Consider the following 16,885-nt stretch of genomic DNA (forward strand, 5'->3'; position numbering starts at 1 on the left):
TCAGGACCCGTGCACCGCCGGGTCGTGGGCAGCCGACTCCTTCGCCGTCCTGCCGGGAGCGGTTTCGCCCGAATCGGTCTTGCCGGGAGCCGCGACGCCCGGAGCGGTCTTGCCCGGCGCGGCCGTGTCGTGGGCCGTCACGCCGTGCGGGTCGTAGCCCGGCACAGTGCCGTCCGCCTTGGCGACCAGCAGCAGTCCGGCCATGCCCATGTCGGAATGGCTCTGCACATGGCAGTGGTACATCCAGGCGCCGGCGCCCACGCGTTCGCCCGCGATGACCTGGAAGCCGAAGGAGTCCGCCGGGCCGACGATCTTTGTGTCGATGACACGGCTCGGGTCGTCGGGGCCGGTGAGCAGGCCGGTACGGTTGTCCGCCCAGCGATGACCGTGGATGTGGAACGTGTGGTAGTACTCGCCGTGCGTGATCATGACTACTTCGAGCCGGTCCCCCACCGTGGCCTCGAAGTTGGGGCTCTTGTGGTCCGCCTTGTTGTTGATCGTCATGTCGTTGAAGACGATCGTGATCGTCTTGTCCGGCAGGACATCGCCCTTGCGTCGGACGATCAGCGGACCGTACAGGCCCTTGCGGATGCCGCCGGTGCCGTGATCCGTACCGACGACATGGTCGTGGTAGTGCCAGTAGCCCGCGCTGCCCGGCTGCCAAGTGCCGTCCTTGCGTCGGCCCGCCACGTGGGTACGCCAGGTGTAGGTACGGGTGCCGCCCGGTTCGACGATGCTCTTGTTCATCCGGGTGCCGTCGCTGGCGATGTCGTAGTCGACGCCGTGCGCATGAAGGCTGGCCGGCACATCCATGGTGTTCTCGAACTCGATGTGCAGCGTGTCGCCCTCGTTGATCTCGATGAGCGGTCCCGGGATCGACGCCTTGCCCTTCTCCAGGCCGTATCCCATCTGACCGTCGGCCAGCTTCTCCGCATACAGCTTGAGATGGCGGACGGCGCCTCCTGCCGGGGCGGTCCTGGGCGGGGGCTCTGTCGAGCCGGCCTCGATCGTACCGAGTGACAACGATGTCGCGCCGGTCGCGGCCGCCACCCCACCGCCTACCAGAATCCGTCGGTTGAAGCTCCTTCTGTCCATGTCGAACTCCCCACTGCACTAAGGAATTTGCCGAATTTTTGCGAACTTGCCCAGATCGCGCAGACCGCGCAGATTACGGAGGTTACGGGGGTTGCGGCGGCTTCAGAGGTTGCCGAGGCCGGCGGGGCACAGGCGCCCCCGGACGGCCCACACCGTAGCCGGGAGATCTCCGTTTATCCACACCCAGGACAAAGTTCGTGCCATTGCTGCCATACCTATTGGCGATCCACGAGAAGAGGTCTAGCTTCATCCGCTGTTGCAGTGACCAAAGAGGGGTGGGTGACCACATGCAGCGCACACCACATCACAGGTCCAGATCGCGACGCGGACTTGCGGCGGCCCTGGCAGCCGGCGCACTGACCGCTTCCCTGCTCGGCGGCAACGCCGCCAGTGCCAGGCCCTATCCGGAACCGGCGCGCAGCATTGCGACAACGTTGTCCCTTCCGTCGCCGCCGGGCGGCACCAACGTCAAGGTTCTGGTGTTCCATGCCTCCGCGACCGAGGAGTCCCCGACCGTCGACGCCGGGATCGCGGCGATCGAGAGGATCGGTCTCAGCGGGCCGGAGGCCGGTCGGTTCAGGACCGTCGCCACCGACGACCCGGCCGTCTTCACCAACGGCAAACAGCTCGGCAGGTACAACGCCGTCGTCTTCCTGACCGGTGGCGGCGATGTGCTCGACCCGGAGCAGGAGGCCGGTCTCGAGGCCTACATGGAGGCGGGCGGCGGATTCCTCGGCATCCACAACGCGGCGCGCACCGAGCCGTACTCCGACTGGTTCACCGGTCTGGTCGGGGCCCGTCCGGCAGCCGACAGCCCAACCAACGTACAGCGTGCGACAGTTGAAATCGGGGACCGGAAACATCCGGCGACCAGGAACCTGCCGCTGGAGTGGAAGCGCCCGGACAAGTGGCTGAACTGGACGAAGAATCCTTCCGGTGATGTGCACACCGTGGCGCGCGTCCGGGAGATCACGTACAGGCCGGGCGCGAGCGCCAACGGCTGGGACCACCCGGTCTCCTGGTGCCGCGACTACGACGGCGGCAGGTCCTTCTACACGGCGATGGGCGGTACGGTCGACAGCTTCGCGGAGACCGACTTCCGCGACCATCTGCGCGGTGCGCTCGACTGGACGACACGGATCTCGCAGGCCGATTGCAAGGCGACGATCACCTCCAACTACAAGGCGGAGCGCGTCACTCAGCCCAATCAGCCGGGCCTGAACGACCAGATCGGCGAGCCGCACGGCCTGGTCGCCGCCCCGGACGGGCGGGTGCTGTACATCGGACGCGGTGGCGCCGACGGCAGCAAGCCGGTCGTCACCGACTGGAACAGCCCGGACATCGGCAAGGGTCTGGGACAGATCCATGTCTACGACCCGAAGACCAAGAAGGTCACCCTCGCCGGCGAGCTGACGATCTTCGGCAACAAGGGCGGCGGCGACGAGTTGGTCAAGGTCGAGGAGGGACTGCTCGGGATCGAGCTGGACCCGGACTTCGAGAAGAACGGCTGGGTGTATCTGCACTACACGCCCCACTCGAAGATCGACCGTGACAGACAGATGGCAGTACGTCAGGTCTCCCGCTTCACCCTCGACCTGGCCACCAACAGGCTGAATCTGTCCTCCGAGAAGGTGCTGCTGCACTGGCCGGTCCAGATCCACAGCTGCTGCCACGCGGGTGGCGGAATGGCCTGGGACTCGAAGGGCAACCTGTACATCGCGACGGGTGACAACAACTCCTCAGGTTTCAGCGAAGGTTACTCGGGAAACAACCCGCAGCCGAGCTACAAGGGCGTCTCGTTCGCCGACGCCCGGCGCACCGCGGGCAATACGAACAACCTCAACGGGAAGATCCTGCGGATCCACCCCGAGGACGACGGCACCTACACACTCCCCGAGGGCAATCTCTTCACCGGCAAGGAGCCCGATGAAGGCGGCGGCAAGACCCGCGGCGAGATCTATGTGATGGGGGTGCGCAACCCGGCCCGGATCTCCGTCGACAAGACCACCGACACGCTGTACGCGGGCTGGGTCGGCCCCGACGCGGGCTCGCCGAGCACCACTTGGGGTCCGGCCAAGTACGACACGTTCGCCGCGATCACCAAGGCGGGCAACCACGGCTGGCCGTACTGCATGGGCAACAAGCAGCCGTACCGGGACCGCAATCTGCCGGACCCGAGCAAGCCACTCGGCTGGTACGACTGCGACCGTCCCAAGAACGATTCGCCGAACAACGACGGCTTGGTGAATCTGCCGCCGATCACGTCCAACACCATCTGGTACTCCCCGCAGGGCGGTGGCGTGGACTACCCGCGCGACGCGAACGGCATCCCGAGCTACAAGGCGCAGGAGCAGAAGCAGCTCCTGCCGTGGCTCAAGGGCGGCGGCCAGGCCACGATGAACGGACCGGTCTACCGGTACGACGCGGCGAGCACCAGCGCCGACAAGTGGCCCTCCTACTGGGACGGCAAATGGTTCGTCGGTGACTTCTACGACGGCACCCAGCCGCGGCACGCCGTGCTCACCGACCCGAAGACGGCCGGCAAGGGCGGTCTGCCCACACACGCCGAGTCCCTGAAGAAGATCATCCCGGTCGGGGCCGACGGCATCCGCAACCTGATGGACTGGAGGTTCGCCCCGGACGGTTCGCTGTACGTCCTTGACTACGGGCGCGGCTTCTTCACCTCCGACTCCAAGTCCGCGCTGTGGCGTGTGACGTACAAGGGGGGCGGTCCGACCCCGGCCGCCGAGGATCTGGCCAGGAAGGCGGCAGTGCAGTGAGACACCATTCGGTCTTCTCGCGACGGCGGTACCGGCCCGCCCGCTTGTGGCTCGCCCTGCTGGGTTCGTTCCTGATGGTGCTGGGGCTGACCTCGACGGCGGCGTACGGCCGTACGGCGGCTCCCGCCGCTGCGGCGGCCGACCAGGTCCTCACCTGGACGGCGGGCGACCCCATCGACCACTATCTGTCCGCTCCGAAGACCGCGGTGGCCGGCAGGGCGACCATCGTCTTCGAGAACAGCGCGGCGACCGGCAACACCACGGGGATGCCGCACACCCTCACCTTCAGCGTCTCGGACCCGGAGTTCAACAACGACGTCACACTGAACATCCTGGCCAACCCTGCCGACGACCGGGGCGGCAGGCACACCGCCGAGGTCACGCTGTCCCCCGGCCGGTACTTCTACCACTGCACCATGCCGGGGCACGAGGCAATGCAGGGCATTCTCACCGTGACGGACGGCGGTGGTACGGACACCACGGCACCCGAGACCTCGGCGAAGGTCGACGGTGACAAGAACGCCGACGGCGCATACATCGGTCAGGCGACGGTCACCGTCTCGGCGACCGACGACGGCTCCGGTGTCGGCACCGTCGAGTACGCGGTCGGGGCGGACGGCGCCTGGCAGCCGTACACCACACCGGTCGTGGTGAACGAGGTCGGTGCACACACCATCCGGTACCGCGCCACCGACAAGGCGGGCAACACCTCAGCGGAGAAGTCCGTCGAGTTCGCGGTCGCCGCACCGCCGACGGACGACAGGACGCCGCCGGAGACCTCGGCGACCGTGTCCGGTGAGAAGGACGGCCAGGGGCAGTACCTGGGAATGGCGACGATCACCGTGACTGCCTCCGACACCGGGTCCGGTGTCAACACCATCGAGTACGCGATCGGGGCGGACGGCGCCTGGCAGCCGTACACCGCCCCCGTGATGGTGCACGAGACCGGCACGCACCGGGTCCGCTACCGGGCCACCGACAGGGCCGGCAACGCGGCAGCGGAGCGGTCGGTCGAGTTCACCGTCGTCGCACCGCCGGCACAGGACAAGACGCCGCCGGAGACCTCGGCCAAGGTCGAAGGCGACAAGAACTCCGACAACGCCTACATCACCAGCGCCAAGGTGACCGTCACCGCGACCGACACCGAATCCGGCGTGGACAAGGTCGAGTACTCGCTCGACGGCGGCCCGTACCTCGCGTACACCGGCACCGTCGTCGTCGACCGCGTCGGCCACCACACGGTCGCTCACCGGGCGACGGACAAGGCCGGCAACACCTCCGTCGCGAAGCAGGTGTCGTTCACCGTCGCGGAGAGCGGGGGCGTACCGGCGCCGAACTGCCCGGAGTTCGACGAGCGGCTCACCGTCATCGTCGGCACGGTCGACACCGGAGTGCCCAACCGCGTCACCGGCAACCGCTGCACCATCAATGAGCTGATCGAGGACGAGAAGGACTGGTCGTCGCACGCGCTGTTTCTCAAGCACGTCGACAGCGTCCTCGACAAGCTGCTCGCCGCCGGTGTGATCGACGCCCGCGAGCACAGGAAGATCTACCGGGCGGCAAAGCAGTCGGGGATCGGCATGCCGGGCCAGGACGAGGGCTACAAGAAGCTCTTCGACGGCACGGCTGAGTCGTTCGCCAGGTGGCAGCAGGTCGGTGGCGGCAAGTTCGGGCTCAATGCCGACGGCACGATCACCAGCTCCACCGCGGTGGGCGGCATGGGCATGCTCTGGTTCCCCGGCCGGCAGTACGGCGACTTCTCGCTGAAGCTCCAGTGGCGCGACGACGCTCCCGGCACGGGCAATGCCAACAGCGGTGTGTTCGTCCGCTTCCCGAACGTCCACAACAACCCGGAGGAGCCGCGTCCGGAGTGGGTCGCCATCAAGTACGGCCATGAGGTGCAGATCCTCGACCGTCCGGACGGCGACATGTACAAGACCGGCTCGGTCTACGGCTTCGACCGGATCGGACTGGCCGGTGCCGGGGTCACGCCCAAGGGCACCTGGAACGACTACGAGATCCGGGTGGTGGACCAGCACTACTCGGTCTACCGCAACGGTGTCCTGCTCAACGAGTTCGACAACAACGGCGGCCAGGTCTTCGAGCCGCCGCGCGGTGACGATCCGGGCACCGACGGCCGGCGGTACGCCTCCGGTTACATCGGTCTCCAGGTCCACGGCACCACGGACGTGGTCTCGTACCGCGACATCCGAATCAAGGAGCTGTAGCCCGGGCCGGCCTCAGGTGGCCGTGGCCGCATGCTGAGGCATGGGGTCGCGGCCTCCCGGGTGCCGGTGGCGCCGTATCCAGAACACCGTGCAGGAGACCAGCGCCCATCCGGCCAGCACCAGGTACGGGAAGACCGGCTGGTGCCCCTGGTAGTAGACGGCGGCGTGCTGGGCGTTGACCGAGGCGCCCGGGGGAAGCCAGCGGCCGATGAAGCCGAGCACCGACGGCAGCAGCGGCCAGGACACCGCACCACCGGAGGACGGGTTGCCGAGCATCACCATCAGTCCCCAGGTGGGGATCACCGCCCAGCGCCCGATCAGGACGTTGAACATGGTGAAGACCATGCCCGTGGTGAACATGGTGGAAGCGAGGATCAACCACGACTGGACGAAAGGCAGGTCGACGGAGCCGAGCAGCCAGTCCACCACGGCGGCGATGGCGAACCCGCCGAGCAGTGCGTAGGCGACGGTGAACCCGACCCGCTCCAGGGGCTCCAGGGCCTCGGCGTGCACACTCAGCTGGATCGCGCCCATGAACCCGACGATCACCGCGGCGAGCGAGATGTAGAAGAGAGCGAGACCGCGCGGGTCGCCTCGCTGCAGGGGCTTCACGTCCGTGACCTCCACCGGCACATGGACCGCTTCCCCCACCTTCAGCGTGGACTCGGCGAGCAACTGGGCGACCGAGGCTCCGGACGCGCTCGCGACCTCCAGGCCGACTCCGCCGTTCTCGGACCGCAGGACGGCGAAGACCTTCTGCTCCTCCAGCGCGACACGGGCTTCGGCTTCGGTGGCGTACCCGTGCAGCACCAGCGAGGTGTCGAGCGCGCCCTCCAGCCGGTCGAGGAAGGCCTTGTCGCGCAGGGTGTCGAGCCGGCCGACCACGGCGGCCGGGATGTTGCGCGGGGTCGGGTTGGCCATCGCGTACGTGTAGGAGCCCGCAAAGAGACCGGCCGAGGCCGCGATGATGAACAGGAGAACGACGGCGGGCAGATACGGGGACGCCTTGAACGCCGCCCATCGGTCACCGCGGGCCGGGGGCCGGGCGTGTTCCCCGCGCGGGGTGACGGGCTCCAGGCCGGGTGCGCTCATGCATCGCCGTCCCCTCCGTGCCGGGCCCTGCTCGGCTGGACCCGTTTCGGCTCGCCCGGCATCTTCGGGTGCTCCGGCGGGTAAGGCAGGTCGCCGAGTCCACGTTCCCGCTCGTCCCGGTCCGCCAGCTCCAGCAGCCCGTCGAGCCGGAAGACGTGCTCGTCCATGTCCGCGTGTACGTCGCCGGCCTCCGCGTAGCGCTTGGGCATGGTCCTGATGTCGAAGTCGCCCGGTTCGGCGTCGTCGATCTCCTCCCAGCGGAGCGGGGCGGAGACCGGGGCGAGCGGAAAGGGGCGCACGGAGTAGGCGGAGGCGATGGTGCGGTCGCGGGCGGTCTGGTTGAAGTCGACGAAGATCCGCTGGCCGCGCTCCTCCTTCCACCAGGCGGTGGTCACCCGGTCCGGCATCCGCCGCTCCAGTTCGCGCCCGGTGGCGATGGCGGCTCGCCGGACCTCGGTGAAGGTCCAGTGCGGCTCGATGGGGACGAGGACATGAATGCCCCGGCCGCCGGAGGTCTTGGGCCAGCCGCGCAGACCGTGGTTGTCGAGGACGGACCGCAGCTCATGGGCGGCCCTCACCGCGTCGGCGTAGTCCGTTCCGGGCTGTGGGTCGAGGTCGATGCGCAGCTCGTCCGGATGGTCGGTGTCGGTGTTCCGTACCGGCCAGGGATGGAAGGTGAGCGTGCCGAGGTTGGCCGCCCAGATGACGGCGGCGATTTCGGTGGGGCAGATCTCGTCGGCCGGGCGGCCGCTGGGGAACGCGACCCGGGCGGTGGGGATCCAGTCGGGGAGGTTCTTCGGGGCCCTTTTCTGGTAGAAGAACTCGCCCTCGACGCCGTCCACGAAGCGCTGGAGGGTGGTCGGCCGGTTGCGCAGGGCGCGAGTGATGCCCGGGCCCACAGCCAGGAAGTACTCGGCCACGTCCCTTTTCGTATAGCCCTTCTCCGGGAAGTAGACCTTGTCCGGACTGGACAGCCGTACGGCCCGTCCGCCGGCTTCCAGCTCCACCGCTCTTCCCGCTGCGCCCATGACGGTCACGGTAGGCCGGGCTCACATATGCCGCATATCGGGAGACTTATGGTCACCCGTGGGCAAGAATCGGGGCCATGGATCTGCCGGTGATGCCGCCTGTGAAGCCGATGCTCGCCAAGTCCGTCGCGAAGATCCCGCCCGGTATGCAGTACGAGGCCAAGTGGGACGGCTTCCGCGCGATCGTGCACCGCGACGGCGACGAGGTGGTGATCGGCAGTCGCACCGGAAAGCCGCTCACCCGCTACTTCCCCGAGCTGGTCACCGCCGTCCGGGACAATCTGCCGCCGCGCTGTGTGATCGACGGCGAGATCGTGATCGCGTACGGCGGACGGCTGGACTTCGACCGGCTCAGCGAGCGCATCCACCCCGCCGATTCCCGGGTGCGGCTGCTCGCCGAGCAGACCCCGGCCAGTCTGGTCGCCTTCGACATCCTGGCGGTGGGCGACGATTCGCTGCTCTCCACCCGGCAGTCCGGCCGGCGCGCCGTACTGGAGGCGGCCCTGTCCGGTGCGTCGGCCCCCGTCCATCTCGCACCGGCGACCACGGACCCGGCAGTCGCCCAGGAGTGGTTCGAACGGTACGAGGGCGCGGGACTCGACGGTGTGGTCGCCAAACCGCTCGATCTGCCGTACCGGCCCGACACCCGGGTGATGTACAAGATCAAGCACGAACGGACCGCCGACTGTGTGGTGGCGGGGTACCGCTTCCACAGAAGCGGCCCGGTCGTCGGCTCGCTGCTGCTCGGCCTGTACGACACCGAGGGCGTGCTGCAGCACGTCGGAGTCTGTGCGGCCTTCTCGATGAAGCGGCGCGAGGAGCTGGTCGCGGAACTGGAGCCGCTGCGCATCGAATTCACCGGCCACCCGTGGGCGGCCTGGGCGGACGCCGAGGCGCACGAGCACGCCCGGCTGCCCGGGACGCAGAGCCGCTGGTCCGGGAAGAAGGACCAGTCGTGGGTGGCGCTGCGTCCGGAGCGGGTCTGCGAGGTGGCGTACGACCACATGGAGGGCGACCGCTTCCGGCACACGGCCCGGTTCCGCCGGTGGCGGCCGGACCGCACCCCGGACAGCTGCACCTACGCGCAGCTGGAAGAGGTGGTGCGGTACGACCTGGCCGAGGTGCTGTCAGGCGGTGGTCTCTGAGCCTGTCGGGTGGCCTTCGACCGGTCAGAGGTCATCCGACAGGCTCTCAGCCCGGCGGCGTGGCGCACGGGTCCTCGCTCGTGGTCGGTTCGGGCGACGGGGACTCGGTCGTCCCGGCCGAGTCGGTCGGCTCGGGGGACGCGGAGTCCGTCGGGCAGCCGGGGTTCGTCCCCGGGTCGGGTGTCGAGCTGCTGGGGTCGGGGTCGGGGCTCGTACCGGGGTCGGGGGTGGCCGGTCCGCTGCCGGTCGGATCGGGGGAGCCGCTCGGACCGGGGGGCTCCGGGGAACGGGTCGGCGACCCTGAGGGCTTCGGGGCCGCCGATGACGAGGGGCGGGGCGAACCGCCGGGCTGCGGGCCCACGACGATGCCGCCGCCCGGGGCGCCGGGGCCGCCCACCGGGTGCGCCGGCTTGTTCGGTCCGCCCGCACCGGGACTCTTCGGTAGGGGACCCTTGCCGTCGGCCACCGGGTGGATGCCCTTGCGGTAGAACTCAAGCCAGGACAGCACGGTGCGCAGATAGGTGTCCGAGTGGTTGTAGCTGAGGATCGCCCGGTCCAGATCGGCCTTCTCCGACAGATCGCGCGGTCCGGCACAGAGGTAGTACCCGGCGGCCAGGGCGGCGTCGTAGACATTGCTCGGATCGCGCCGGCCGTCGCCGTTTCCGTCCTTGCCCCAGTGGGCCCAGGTGGAGGGTATGAACTGCATCGGGCCGACCGCCCGGTCGTACGTCCTGTCCCCGTCGTACGCACCGCCGTCGGTGTCCGGGATGTTCGCGAACCCGGCGCCGTTGAGCACCGGCCCGAGGATCGGGGTGAGCGTGGTGCCATCGGCGTCGACCCGTCCTCCTCCGGCCTGGCCGGACTCGACCTTGCCGATCGCCGCGAGTAATTGCCACGGCAGACGGCATCCGGGGTCGGTGCGGCCGAGCGCGCTCTCCGCCTTGCGGTAGGCGGCGAGCACCGTGGCCGGGATGCCCGCCTCGGACCACGACCGGGCGACGGCCGGGCTCTGCTTCACACCGGTCTTCGGCGGCTCCGGCACATGCGGCGGTGGCAGTTCGGTGTGGTACGAGTCGTCGTTGGGCACATGCGACCACGTGACCTCGTCGGATTCCTGGCGCTGCGTCGCGGTCTGTTCATGGCGGACGAGTCCGGGTGCCTGGGACGCGGTGAGCGCGGCCATCGCGGCGACCGCGGCTGCCGTGCCGCCGATTCCGCGGCGCATGGTGCCGTTGAATTTCATGCGTGCTCCCCTTCTCCGCGGGTCACTGGGTGAACGTATCGACGGCGGAGATCCGCCAGGTGCCGCCGCGGCGGACTGCGTCCACGGCGAACATGGCCGCCGCGTAGGCCGTCTCGTCGGACTTGCCGGTACGGGTGTTGCTCTGATCTGCGAAGATCAGCAGCCGAGCCCGGTCGCCGTCGAGGAGTTCCACGCCGCTGTCCGTGACGGTCGTGGTCAGCACGAGCTTCTGCTTCTGCCCCTGGGCGCGTACCTGGGCGAGCATGTCCTCGTGCTGTTGAACGGCCTTTCCGACCAGGTAACTCTGCACCGCACGACGGGACTTGCCGGGCGAGGCGTAGTTGTACGAGAACACCGCACCGACGGCCTCGGAGATCTGCCCCTTCACCTCGCTGGTGCGGCTGATGTCGGTGAGGGCGGTGTTCTGCCGGGCCGGTTCGTCGCGCAGACTGCCGGCCGAGCTGAACGCCCAGGCGGCGAAGGCGCCGAAGAACACGGTGAGGGCGCAGAGGACGGCGGGCAGCCGGATACGGAGGCGAGGTGGCCGCTCGCGTCGCGATTCCGCCTTCTCCGGCTCCTCTGACTCCCCCGTATCGGTGCCGTCGGTGACCGCCTCATCGACAGTGGTGTCTTCCGCGGCCGGGGTCCCTCCGGGCTCGTCATGTGATGAGCCCGGAGGCACGGGCCTGCGCGGCGGGGTGGTGGCGCGTTCCGCGGCGACGGTGTCCAGCCGGCGCCGGCGGTTGACGAGGTGACGGGTCGTCGACATGTGCGGGGTCCTCTCGGGTGGCGGGGGAGTCGGTGATGTCAGAGCTTGTCGGGTGACCTTCGTCCGCCCGATCAGAGATCGCCCGGCAGGCTCTTACGACCTCGCTCACGATTGGCAGTGGGAGAAGGAGCGGTGTCTGGGGCCTTCGAATCCAAGGCGGAGGAGGGAGTGATGGCGGAGCCATCGCGACTGACGACAACGCGGGAGGCGGAGGTCCCAGGCGCTGCGACGCCGCTGCCAATCGTGAGCGAGGTCGTTAGCCGGCCGTGTTGCCGACGGGTGCCTGGCCGAGGGCGCTGAGCTTCCACCCGTCGGAAGTACGGGTGAGCTGCCCGAGCATCCGGCTCTCCTTCACCGCGGGCTTGCCCTTCGGCGCCGTCACGGTGACCCGCAGCGCCACCATGATCCCCGCCTTGCCGGCCCGGTCGTCGAGTTCGGTCACGGCCCCGGACAGGACTTGCGCCGTGCTGACGGTCTTCGCCTGCTGGATCTGTTTCACGAACGCGCCCCGTCCGTCGACGAGTTGCTTGTGCAGATCACCGGTGGTGGAGTCCTCCCAGCTGTTGAGGCCCTTCTCCAGCTTCTGGTGGTCGAGCGTGTTCAGGTTCTGCACAGCCTGTTCGCCCGCTGCCAGCGCATCGTCGCGGGCCTGCGCATACGCCGCCGATTCGTCGTGTGCCGCGTCGTACCGGGACAGTCCGCCCCAGCCGGCCGCGCCCGCCGCGGCGACGGTCAGCACGATCGCCACCGCCACCAGCGGGTTCCTCGTCATCCGTACCCGTGCCATTGCTGTCTCTCCCTGCCGGCCGATCCATGCCGTTTTCCGCGCGTGTGTGCTGTGCTATCTGGAGGTGATCTCGACGACGGTCCAGTGACCGTCGCGCAGTTGGGCCGTGACGGAGAGCTGTGCCGCCGCGGTGGTGGCCGGCTTGCCTTCGCGTTCGTAGACCTGGTCGAGGAAGACGAGCAAGTGGGCGCTGTCGTCCGCCAGCCGGGTGACTCCGGCACGCACGACATGGGTGGTGAGGGTCAGCTTCTGGTCTGCGGCCTGCTTCTCGACCTGGCCGAACAGAGCCGCGTATTGCTGGAGCGCCTTGCCCGCCAGGAGTTGTTTCGCCGCCTCCTTGGTCACGCCCGTTGCCTGCGGGCTGTAGGAGAAGACCTTGCCGAGCGCATTGCTGACATCGCCCGCGACGCGGGTGGTCGCCTCGCTGTCGGTCAGCGCGCGGTTCGATGTGGCGGGGGTGTCGCGCAGCTGTCTGCCCTCGGCGAAGAGTCCGCCGCCTGCCGCGAGCAGTGCGACGACCAGCACCGCTGCCACGATGCGCGGCCACCGGCGGCCCGACTCGGGCGTGTCCGGCCGGTCTTCGTCAGCGGCCGCATCGAGTTCCTCGACGCCCTCGGCTTCCTCCACGTCCACGTCGGTGCTCACGACTGCCGTCCCTCCCCGCTGCTTCATGCGCCGCCCCCGACGGGGATCGCCGTGAGCGCCTTGACCTTCCAGCCGTCCGCGGTCCGGGCGAGCGTGGCCTCGAAGCGTTTGCGTTCGATGCCGCCCTTGCCGGTGCGCGGGGTGACCTCGACATCGACGGTCGCGATCATCTCCGCCGTACCGGCCCGCTCGTCGAGCGTGGTGAGCGCCGCGTCGGTGACCTTGCCGCGCGCGGTGGAACCGGACTTCGTCAGTTCGCTCGCATCCTTGCTCCGGGTGCGCTTCAACCGGTCGTGCAGCGGCCCGGTCGAGGAATCGAGCCAGGCGCCGAGGCCCGCGTCGACGCTCTTGGCGTCCTTGCCGTCGAGGCTGTTCAGTCGGGCGAGGCAGTCCTCTCCGTCGGCCAGCGCCACATCGCGCATCTTCGCGTACGACAGGTCTTCGTCGCTGCGTGCGTCGGCGTACGACCAGCCGCCGAGTGCGCAGATCAGAGCTGCGGCGAGCAGCGCCGCCCAGCCGCTCAGGGTCTTCGTGCGGGATGTCATGCGCCGCCTCCCTGTCCGATTCCCAGCAGGCCGGCCAGGCCGTCGACCGCGGGCCGGGGGTCCCCGGTGACGCCGAGTGCGCCGGGAAGCCGGTCCGCGGAGTCGTGCCCGAGCAGCATCGAACCGGGCTTGGCGGGCTTGGGCACTGCGCCGCCCTTCGGTGCGTTGGCGCTGCCTCGCACATTGATACCGGTGCCGGGCGACGAGGTGCAGCGGGCCTTGGTGTTGACCGGCGGACCTGCCGAGGTGTCGAGACCGTTGCGGTAGACCGTGGAGCCGTATCCGGCGGTGCAGGGCAGCGGTTCGAAGAAGGTGACCGACATGCCGAACCGGGCCCCGTTCTCGTCCACCGCGCTCGATCCCGCGGCTGCCACCGCGGGCAGTTTCACCAGGAGTTCCTCCAGTCCGCGCTGCCGGGTGACTGCGACCTCGGAGGTGGTGAGCAGGTTGGCCACGACGACGCCGAAGCTCGGGTCGAGGTCCCGCAGCAGTCCGCTGATCTGTCCGGTCGCACCGGGGGCGACCGCGATCAGCTTGCGCAGGTCGGAGTCGGATCCCTTGAGTTCGGCGGCCAGTTCCTCGGCGCCGGAAGCGAATTGCTTGAGTGCCTCGCCCTGTTCGGCCTGGGTGCGCAGCACGGTCTCGCCGTCGGCCATGAGCCGGGTGCTGACCGGCAGTGCGTCGTCGGCTGCCTCGACGAAATCGCTCCCGGTGTCCAGCAGCACCTGGAGGTCGTCTCCGCGCCCCTCGAACGCGGTGCCGAACTCGTCGACGACCGTGCGCAGGGAGTCCAGGTCGACGGAGCCCGCCAGGTCGTTGACGCTGGTGAGGATGTTGGTGACGGGGGCCGGAACGGTCGTGTCGGCCTGGTCGATGACCGAGCCGTTCACCAGGTAGGGGCCCTTCGTACGGGTGGGCCGCAGATCCACGTACTGCTCGCCGACCGCGGACAGGTTGGCGACGACGGCCTTGAGGCTGTCCGGGATGGGCGGGGTGTCCTTCTCGATGCGCAGTTCGGCCTCGACTCCGTCGTCGGTGAGCTCGATCGGCCCGACCCGGCCCACGGACACACCTCGGTAGGTGACGTTGGAGTGGGTGTACAGACCTCCGGTACGCGGCAGTTGGACCGTGACGGTGTAGTAGCTGCGCATACCGATGTAGTGGCCGAGGCCGGCGTACCGCACCCCGAGGAAACCGAGGACGAGCACCGCGATGATCAGGAAGGCGATGTTCTTGAGCCGGATGGCGAGGGTGATCATCAGCTGTTCCCCTTCGTGCCCGACGTCGAGACCGAGGGAAGGGGCAGCGGCAGCGCCGAGGAGGCGTGCTTGTTCGTGCCGCTCGTGGAGGCCGGGGGGACGTCCGGCTCGAGCGGCGGGATGATCTGTGTGCCGGGCATGGCCGTCACATCCAGGTAGACGTTGAGGTAGTCGCCCTTCACCCCGCGCAGCACCTCGTCCGTGAACGGGTAGGTGAGCAGCACCTGGAGGGAGTCCGGCAGGTCGCTGCCGGAGTCGGCGAGCGCCTTGAGGCTGGGGGCGATGGCCTTGAGGTCGGCGATCATGTCGGCCTTGCTCTTGTTGATCGTGTCGACGGCGACGGTGGAGAGGGTGTCGAGCGAGCGCAGCATGGTGAGGAGCGAACCGCGCTGTTTCTCCAGGACCTTCAGACCGGGGCTGAGCCCGGTGAGGACCGTGCCGACGTCCTGTTTACGGGTGGCGAGGGTGGCGGCGAGCCGGTTGACCCCGTCGAGTGCGTCGGTGATGTCCTCCTTGTGGCCGTCCAGGTTCGTGACGAGGGTGTTGACCCTGTTGAGCATGGAGCGGACCTGGGGTTCCTGTCCGGCGAGTGCCTTGTTGAGCTCGGTGGTGATCGTCTTGAGCTGGTTGATGCCACCGCCGTTGAGGAGCATCGACAGGGCGCCGAAGACCTCTTCGACTTCGGGGTTGCGGTTGGTCCGCGTCAGCGCGATCCGGTCTCCGTCGGCGAGCCTGCCCTGTGCGGTGCCGGTCGCGGGCGGCGAGAGCTGGATGTACTTCTCGCCGAGGAGACTGGACTGTTCGAGGTGGGCGTAGGCGTTCGCGGGCAGCTCGACCTGGCCGTTGACCCGCATGGTGACCTCGGCGTTCCAGCTGCCCGGACTCAGGGAGATCTTGGTGACGCGGCCGACGGCGACATCGTTGACCTTCACCGAGGACTGCGGGGCAAGGCTGAGCACGTCCGCGAATTCTGCGGTGATCTCGTACGGGTGGTCGCCGAGGTCGGCTCCGCCGGGCAGCGGCACCTGGTCGATGCCGGTGAACGCCGGCAGGCCGGAACCGGTGACGGCCAGGGCCAGGCCGACGCCCACGGCCAGCACCGCGACGACACCGGTCGTGCGGGCTCCGGGTCTGCGGAGGGCACGGCTCATCGGTTCGCCCCCTTCTTCTTCTCCGTGGCGGTCTTCGCCGGGGTGCCGTAGACGGTGCCGACGGGCGGGAGCGGCAGGGCGGGCAGTGCCTTCTGCCGTGTGCCGTCGACCGGTGCGAGGCCCGCGAGTCCGGTGGCCGGGCCCGAGGTGAGCGGCCCGCCCATGGAGAGCTCATTGAGGTTCGTCCGGCCGTTGAGAGTGCGGTTCACCGGGTCGTACGCGTTGACCACGTTGTCCGCCGCGAGCGGCAGCGTGTCCATCGACTCGGCAAGTGAGGCACGCTGGTCGACCAGGGTCTGGGTGAGCGGCACCAGGGCGTCCACGTTCGCCTTCAGCGCGCCACGGTTCTTCTGGATGAAGCTCTTGACCTGGCCCAGGGCGGTGCCCAGTTCCTTCAGCGCCGCGCTGAGATTCTCCTTGTCGTCGGCGAGGAATGCGGTGACGGAGTTGAGCTGCTGTTCGGCAGCGCGCACATTGCCGTCGTTGTCCTTCAGCATGGTGGTGAAGGACTGCAGGTAGGACAGCGTGTCGAAGAGGTCCCCGCTGCTCTTGTCGAGGGTCTTGGTCGCCTTGCCGAACTGTTCGATGGAGTTCCCGATGGCTTTTCCGTTGCCGTCGAGGTTCTTGGCTCCGGTGTCGAGGAGTCCGGAGAGTGCTCCGTCCGCGTTGGCTCCGTCCGGGCCGAGGGCCGTGGAGAACTCAGTGATGGAGTCGTAGAGCTGATCGATCTCGACCGGTGTGGCGTTGTTCGCGGCCGGCAGTACGGCGTCGTCCGCGATCAGCGGTCCCCCGTCGTATGCGGGGGCGAGCTGGACGTAGCGGTCCGCGACAAGGCTGGGGGCGACGACCACGGCGTGCGCCTCCTTGGGGACCTTGACGCCCTTGTCGATCCGCAGGGTGACCCTGACCTCGTCGCCTCGCGGCGTGACCGATTCGACCCTGCCGGCCTTGACGCCGAGAATCCGCAGGTCCGATCCGGCGTACACGCCGGTGACCTGGTCGAAGTAGGCAGTGACGGTCGTCGTTCCTTCGTCGTCGATGGCCATGACACCGGTAGTGGCCGCGACGGCCACGACGGCGAGTCCGGCACCGATGCCGACGATGCGTGCGATTCTCAT

Annotated in this window: 14 protein-coding genes; 3 read left to right on the forward strand and 11 right to left on the reverse strand. The window is 68.7% G+C overall.

What is annotated here, in order from left to right; all coding sequences use genetic code 11:
• Positions 1–1,095: a multicopper oxidase domain-containing protein gene (locus ACH4EW_RS15565; RefSeq protein WP_398256629.1), complete on the reverse strand. Its 1,095-nt coding sequence runs from the start codon at positions 1,093–1,095 to the stop codon at positions 1–3.
• A 287-nt stretch (positions 1,096–1,382) separates the two neighbouring features.
• Between ACH4EW_RS15565 and ACH4EW_RS15570 the strand changes: the two genes are divergently transcribed.
• Complete coding sequence (locus ACH4EW_RS15570; protein WP_398256631.1) at positions 1,383–3,875, forward strand: ThuA domain-containing protein; 2,493 nt, start codon at positions 1,383–1,385, stop codon at positions 3,873–3,875.
• The gene (locus tag ACH4EW_RS15575) at positions 3,872–6,103 is read left to right on the forward strand and encodes an OmpL47-type beta-barrel domain-containing protein (protein WP_398256633.1); all 2,232 of its coding nucleotides are present in this window, start codon (positions 3,872–3,874) and stop codon (positions 6,101–6,103) included. The genes ACH4EW_RS15570 and ACH4EW_RS15575 overlap by 4 nt, the downstream gene beginning before the upstream one ends.
• Before the next feature lie 12 nt (positions 6,104–6,115).
• Here the strand turns inward: ACH4EW_RS15575 and ACH4EW_RS15580 are convergent, their stop codons facing one another.
• Together ACH4EW_RS15580 and ligD are read right to left on the reverse strand one after the other, a co-directional pair.
• Positions 6,116–7,195 carry an ABC transporter permease gene (locus ACH4EW_RS15580; protein WP_398256636.1) on the reverse strand — a complete coding sequence of 360 codons (1,080 nt, stop codon included), beginning with the start codon at positions 7,193–7,195 and terminating at the stop codon, positions 6,116–6,118.
• Positions 7,192–8,202: a non-homologous end-joining DNA ligase gene (gene ligD / locus ACH4EW_RS15585; protein WP_398256871.1), complete on the reverse strand. Its 1,011-nt coding sequence runs from the start codon at positions 8,200–8,202 to the stop codon at positions 7,192–7,194. Before ligD ends, ACH4EW_RS15580 begins: the two co-directional genes overlap by 4 nt.
• Before the next feature lie 98 nt (positions 8,203–8,300).
• Here ligD and ACH4EW_RS15590 point away from each other — a divergent pair, with 98 nt between their 5' ends.
• The gene (locus tag ACH4EW_RS15590) at positions 8,301–9,368 is read left to right on the forward strand and encodes an ATP-dependent DNA ligase (RefSeq protein WP_398256639.1); all 1,068 of its coding nucleotides are present in this window, start codon (positions 8,301–8,303) and stop codon (positions 9,366–9,368) included.
• Between the two features lie 46 nt (positions 9,369–9,414).
• Here the strand turns inward: ACH4EW_RS15590 and ACH4EW_RS15595 are convergent, their stop codons facing one another.
• The 8 genes from ACH4EW_RS15595 to ACH4EW_RS15630 all read right to left on the reverse strand — a co-directional run bounded on the left by ACH4EW_RS15595 (position 9,415) and on the right by ACH4EW_RS15630 (position 16,885).
• Positions 9,415–10,611 carry a lytic murein transglycosylase gene (locus ACH4EW_RS15595; RefSeq protein WP_398256641.1) on the reverse strand — a complete coding sequence of 399 codons (1,197 nt, stop codon included), beginning with the start codon at positions 10,609–10,611 and terminating at the stop codon, positions 9,415–9,417.
• Positions 10,612–10,633: 22 nt separating this feature from the next.
• A complete protein-coding gene (locus ACH4EW_RS15600) occupies positions 10,634–11,380 on the reverse strand; it encodes a hypothetical protein (RefSeq protein ID WP_398256644.1) in 747 nt (248 codons plus the stop codon).
• Between the two features lie 256 nt (positions 11,381–11,636).
• Positions 11,637–12,167, reverse strand: a complete 531-nt coding sequence (locus ACH4EW_RS15605) for a hypothetical protein (protein WP_398256646.1) — start codon at positions 12,165–12,167, stop codon at positions 11,637–11,639.
• 54 nt (positions 12,168–12,221) lie between these two features.
• On the reverse strand, positions 12,222–12,812 hold the full coding sequence (locus tag ACH4EW_RS15610; protein WP_398256649.1) for a hypothetical protein: 591 nt from the start codon (positions 12,810–12,812) through the stop codon (positions 12,222–12,224).
• Between the two features lie 23 nt (positions 12,813–12,835).
• A complete protein-coding gene (locus ACH4EW_RS15615) occupies positions 12,836–13,357 on the reverse strand; it encodes a hypothetical protein (protein ID WP_398256652.1) in 522 nt (173 codons plus the stop codon).
• Positions 13,354–14,616: an MCE family protein gene (locus ACH4EW_RS15620; protein WP_398256654.1), complete on the reverse strand. Its 1,263-nt coding sequence runs from the start codon at positions 14,614–14,616 to the stop codon at positions 13,354–13,356. Before ACH4EW_RS15620 ends, ACH4EW_RS15615 begins: the two co-directional genes overlap by 4 nt.
• Positions 14,616–15,767, reverse strand: coding sequence for an MCE family protein (locus tag ACH4EW_RS15625; RefSeq protein ID WP_398256657.1), 1,152 nt, complete (start codon positions 15,765–15,767; stop codon positions 14,616–14,618). The genes ACH4EW_RS15620 and ACH4EW_RS15625 overlap by 1 nt, the downstream gene beginning before the upstream one ends.
• Positions 15,764–16,885, reverse strand: coding sequence for an MCE family protein (locus ACH4EW_RS15630; protein ID WP_398256660.1), 1,122 nt, complete (start codon positions 16,883–16,885; stop codon positions 15,764–15,766). The genes ACH4EW_RS15625 and ACH4EW_RS15630 overlap by 4 nt, the downstream gene beginning before the upstream one ends.

The organism is Streptomyces sp. NPDC018000 (assembly GCF_044328025.1).
GTDB lineage: Bacteria > Actinomycetota > Actinomycetes > Streptomycetales > Streptomycetaceae > Streptomyces.

What these genes read in the sequence shown, in the direction of transcription:
- ACH4EW_RS15625 (WP_398256657.1), bottom strand. Translation starts at nt 15,767, where the DNA reads ATGAGCCGTGCCCTCCGCAGACCCGGAGCCCGCACGACCGGTGTCGTC.
- ACH4EW_RS15590 (WP_398256639.1), top strand. Translation starts at nt 8,301, where the DNA reads ATGGATCTGCCGGTGATGCCGCCTGTGAAGCCGATGCTCGCCAAGTCC.
- ACH4EW_RS15570 (WP_398256631.1), top strand. Translation starts at nt 1,383, where the DNA reads ATGCAGCGCACACCACATCACAGGTCCAGATCGCGACGCGGACTTGCG.
- ACH4EW_RS15565 (WP_398256629.1), bottom strand. Translation starts at nt 1,095, where the DNA reads ATGGACAGAAGGAGCTTCAACCGACGGATTCTGGTAGGCGGTGGGGTG.
- ACH4EW_RS15620 (WP_398256654.1), bottom strand. Translation starts at nt 14,616, where the DNA reads ATGATCACCCTCGCCATCCGGCTCAAGAACATCGCCTTCCTGATCATC.
- ACH4EW_RS15600 (WP_398256644.1), bottom strand. Translation starts at nt 11,380, where the DNA reads ATGTCGACGACCCGTCACCTCGTCAACCGCCGGCGCCGGCTGGACACC.
- ACH4EW_RS15615 (WP_398256652.1), bottom strand. Translation starts at nt 13,357, where the DNA reads ATGACATCCCGCACGAAGACCCTGAGCGGCTGGGCGGCGCTGCTCGCC.
- ACH4EW_RS15595 (WP_398256641.1), bottom strand. Translation starts at nt 10,611, where the DNA reads ATGAAATTCAACGGCACCATGCGCCGCGGAATCGGCGGCACGGCAGCC.
- ACH4EW_RS15580 (WP_398256636.1), bottom strand. Translation starts at nt 7,195, where the DNA reads ATGAGCGCACCCGGCCTGGAGCCCGTCACCCCGCGCGGGGAACACGCC.
- ACH4EW_RS15605 (WP_398256646.1), bottom strand. Translation starts at nt 12,167, where the DNA reads ATGGCACGGGTACGGATGACGAGGAACCCGCTGGTGGCGGTGGCGATC.
- ACH4EW_RS15630 (WP_398256660.1), bottom strand. Translation starts at nt 16,885, where the DNA reads ATGAGAATCGCACGCATCGTCGGCATCGGTGCCGGACTCGCCGTCGTG.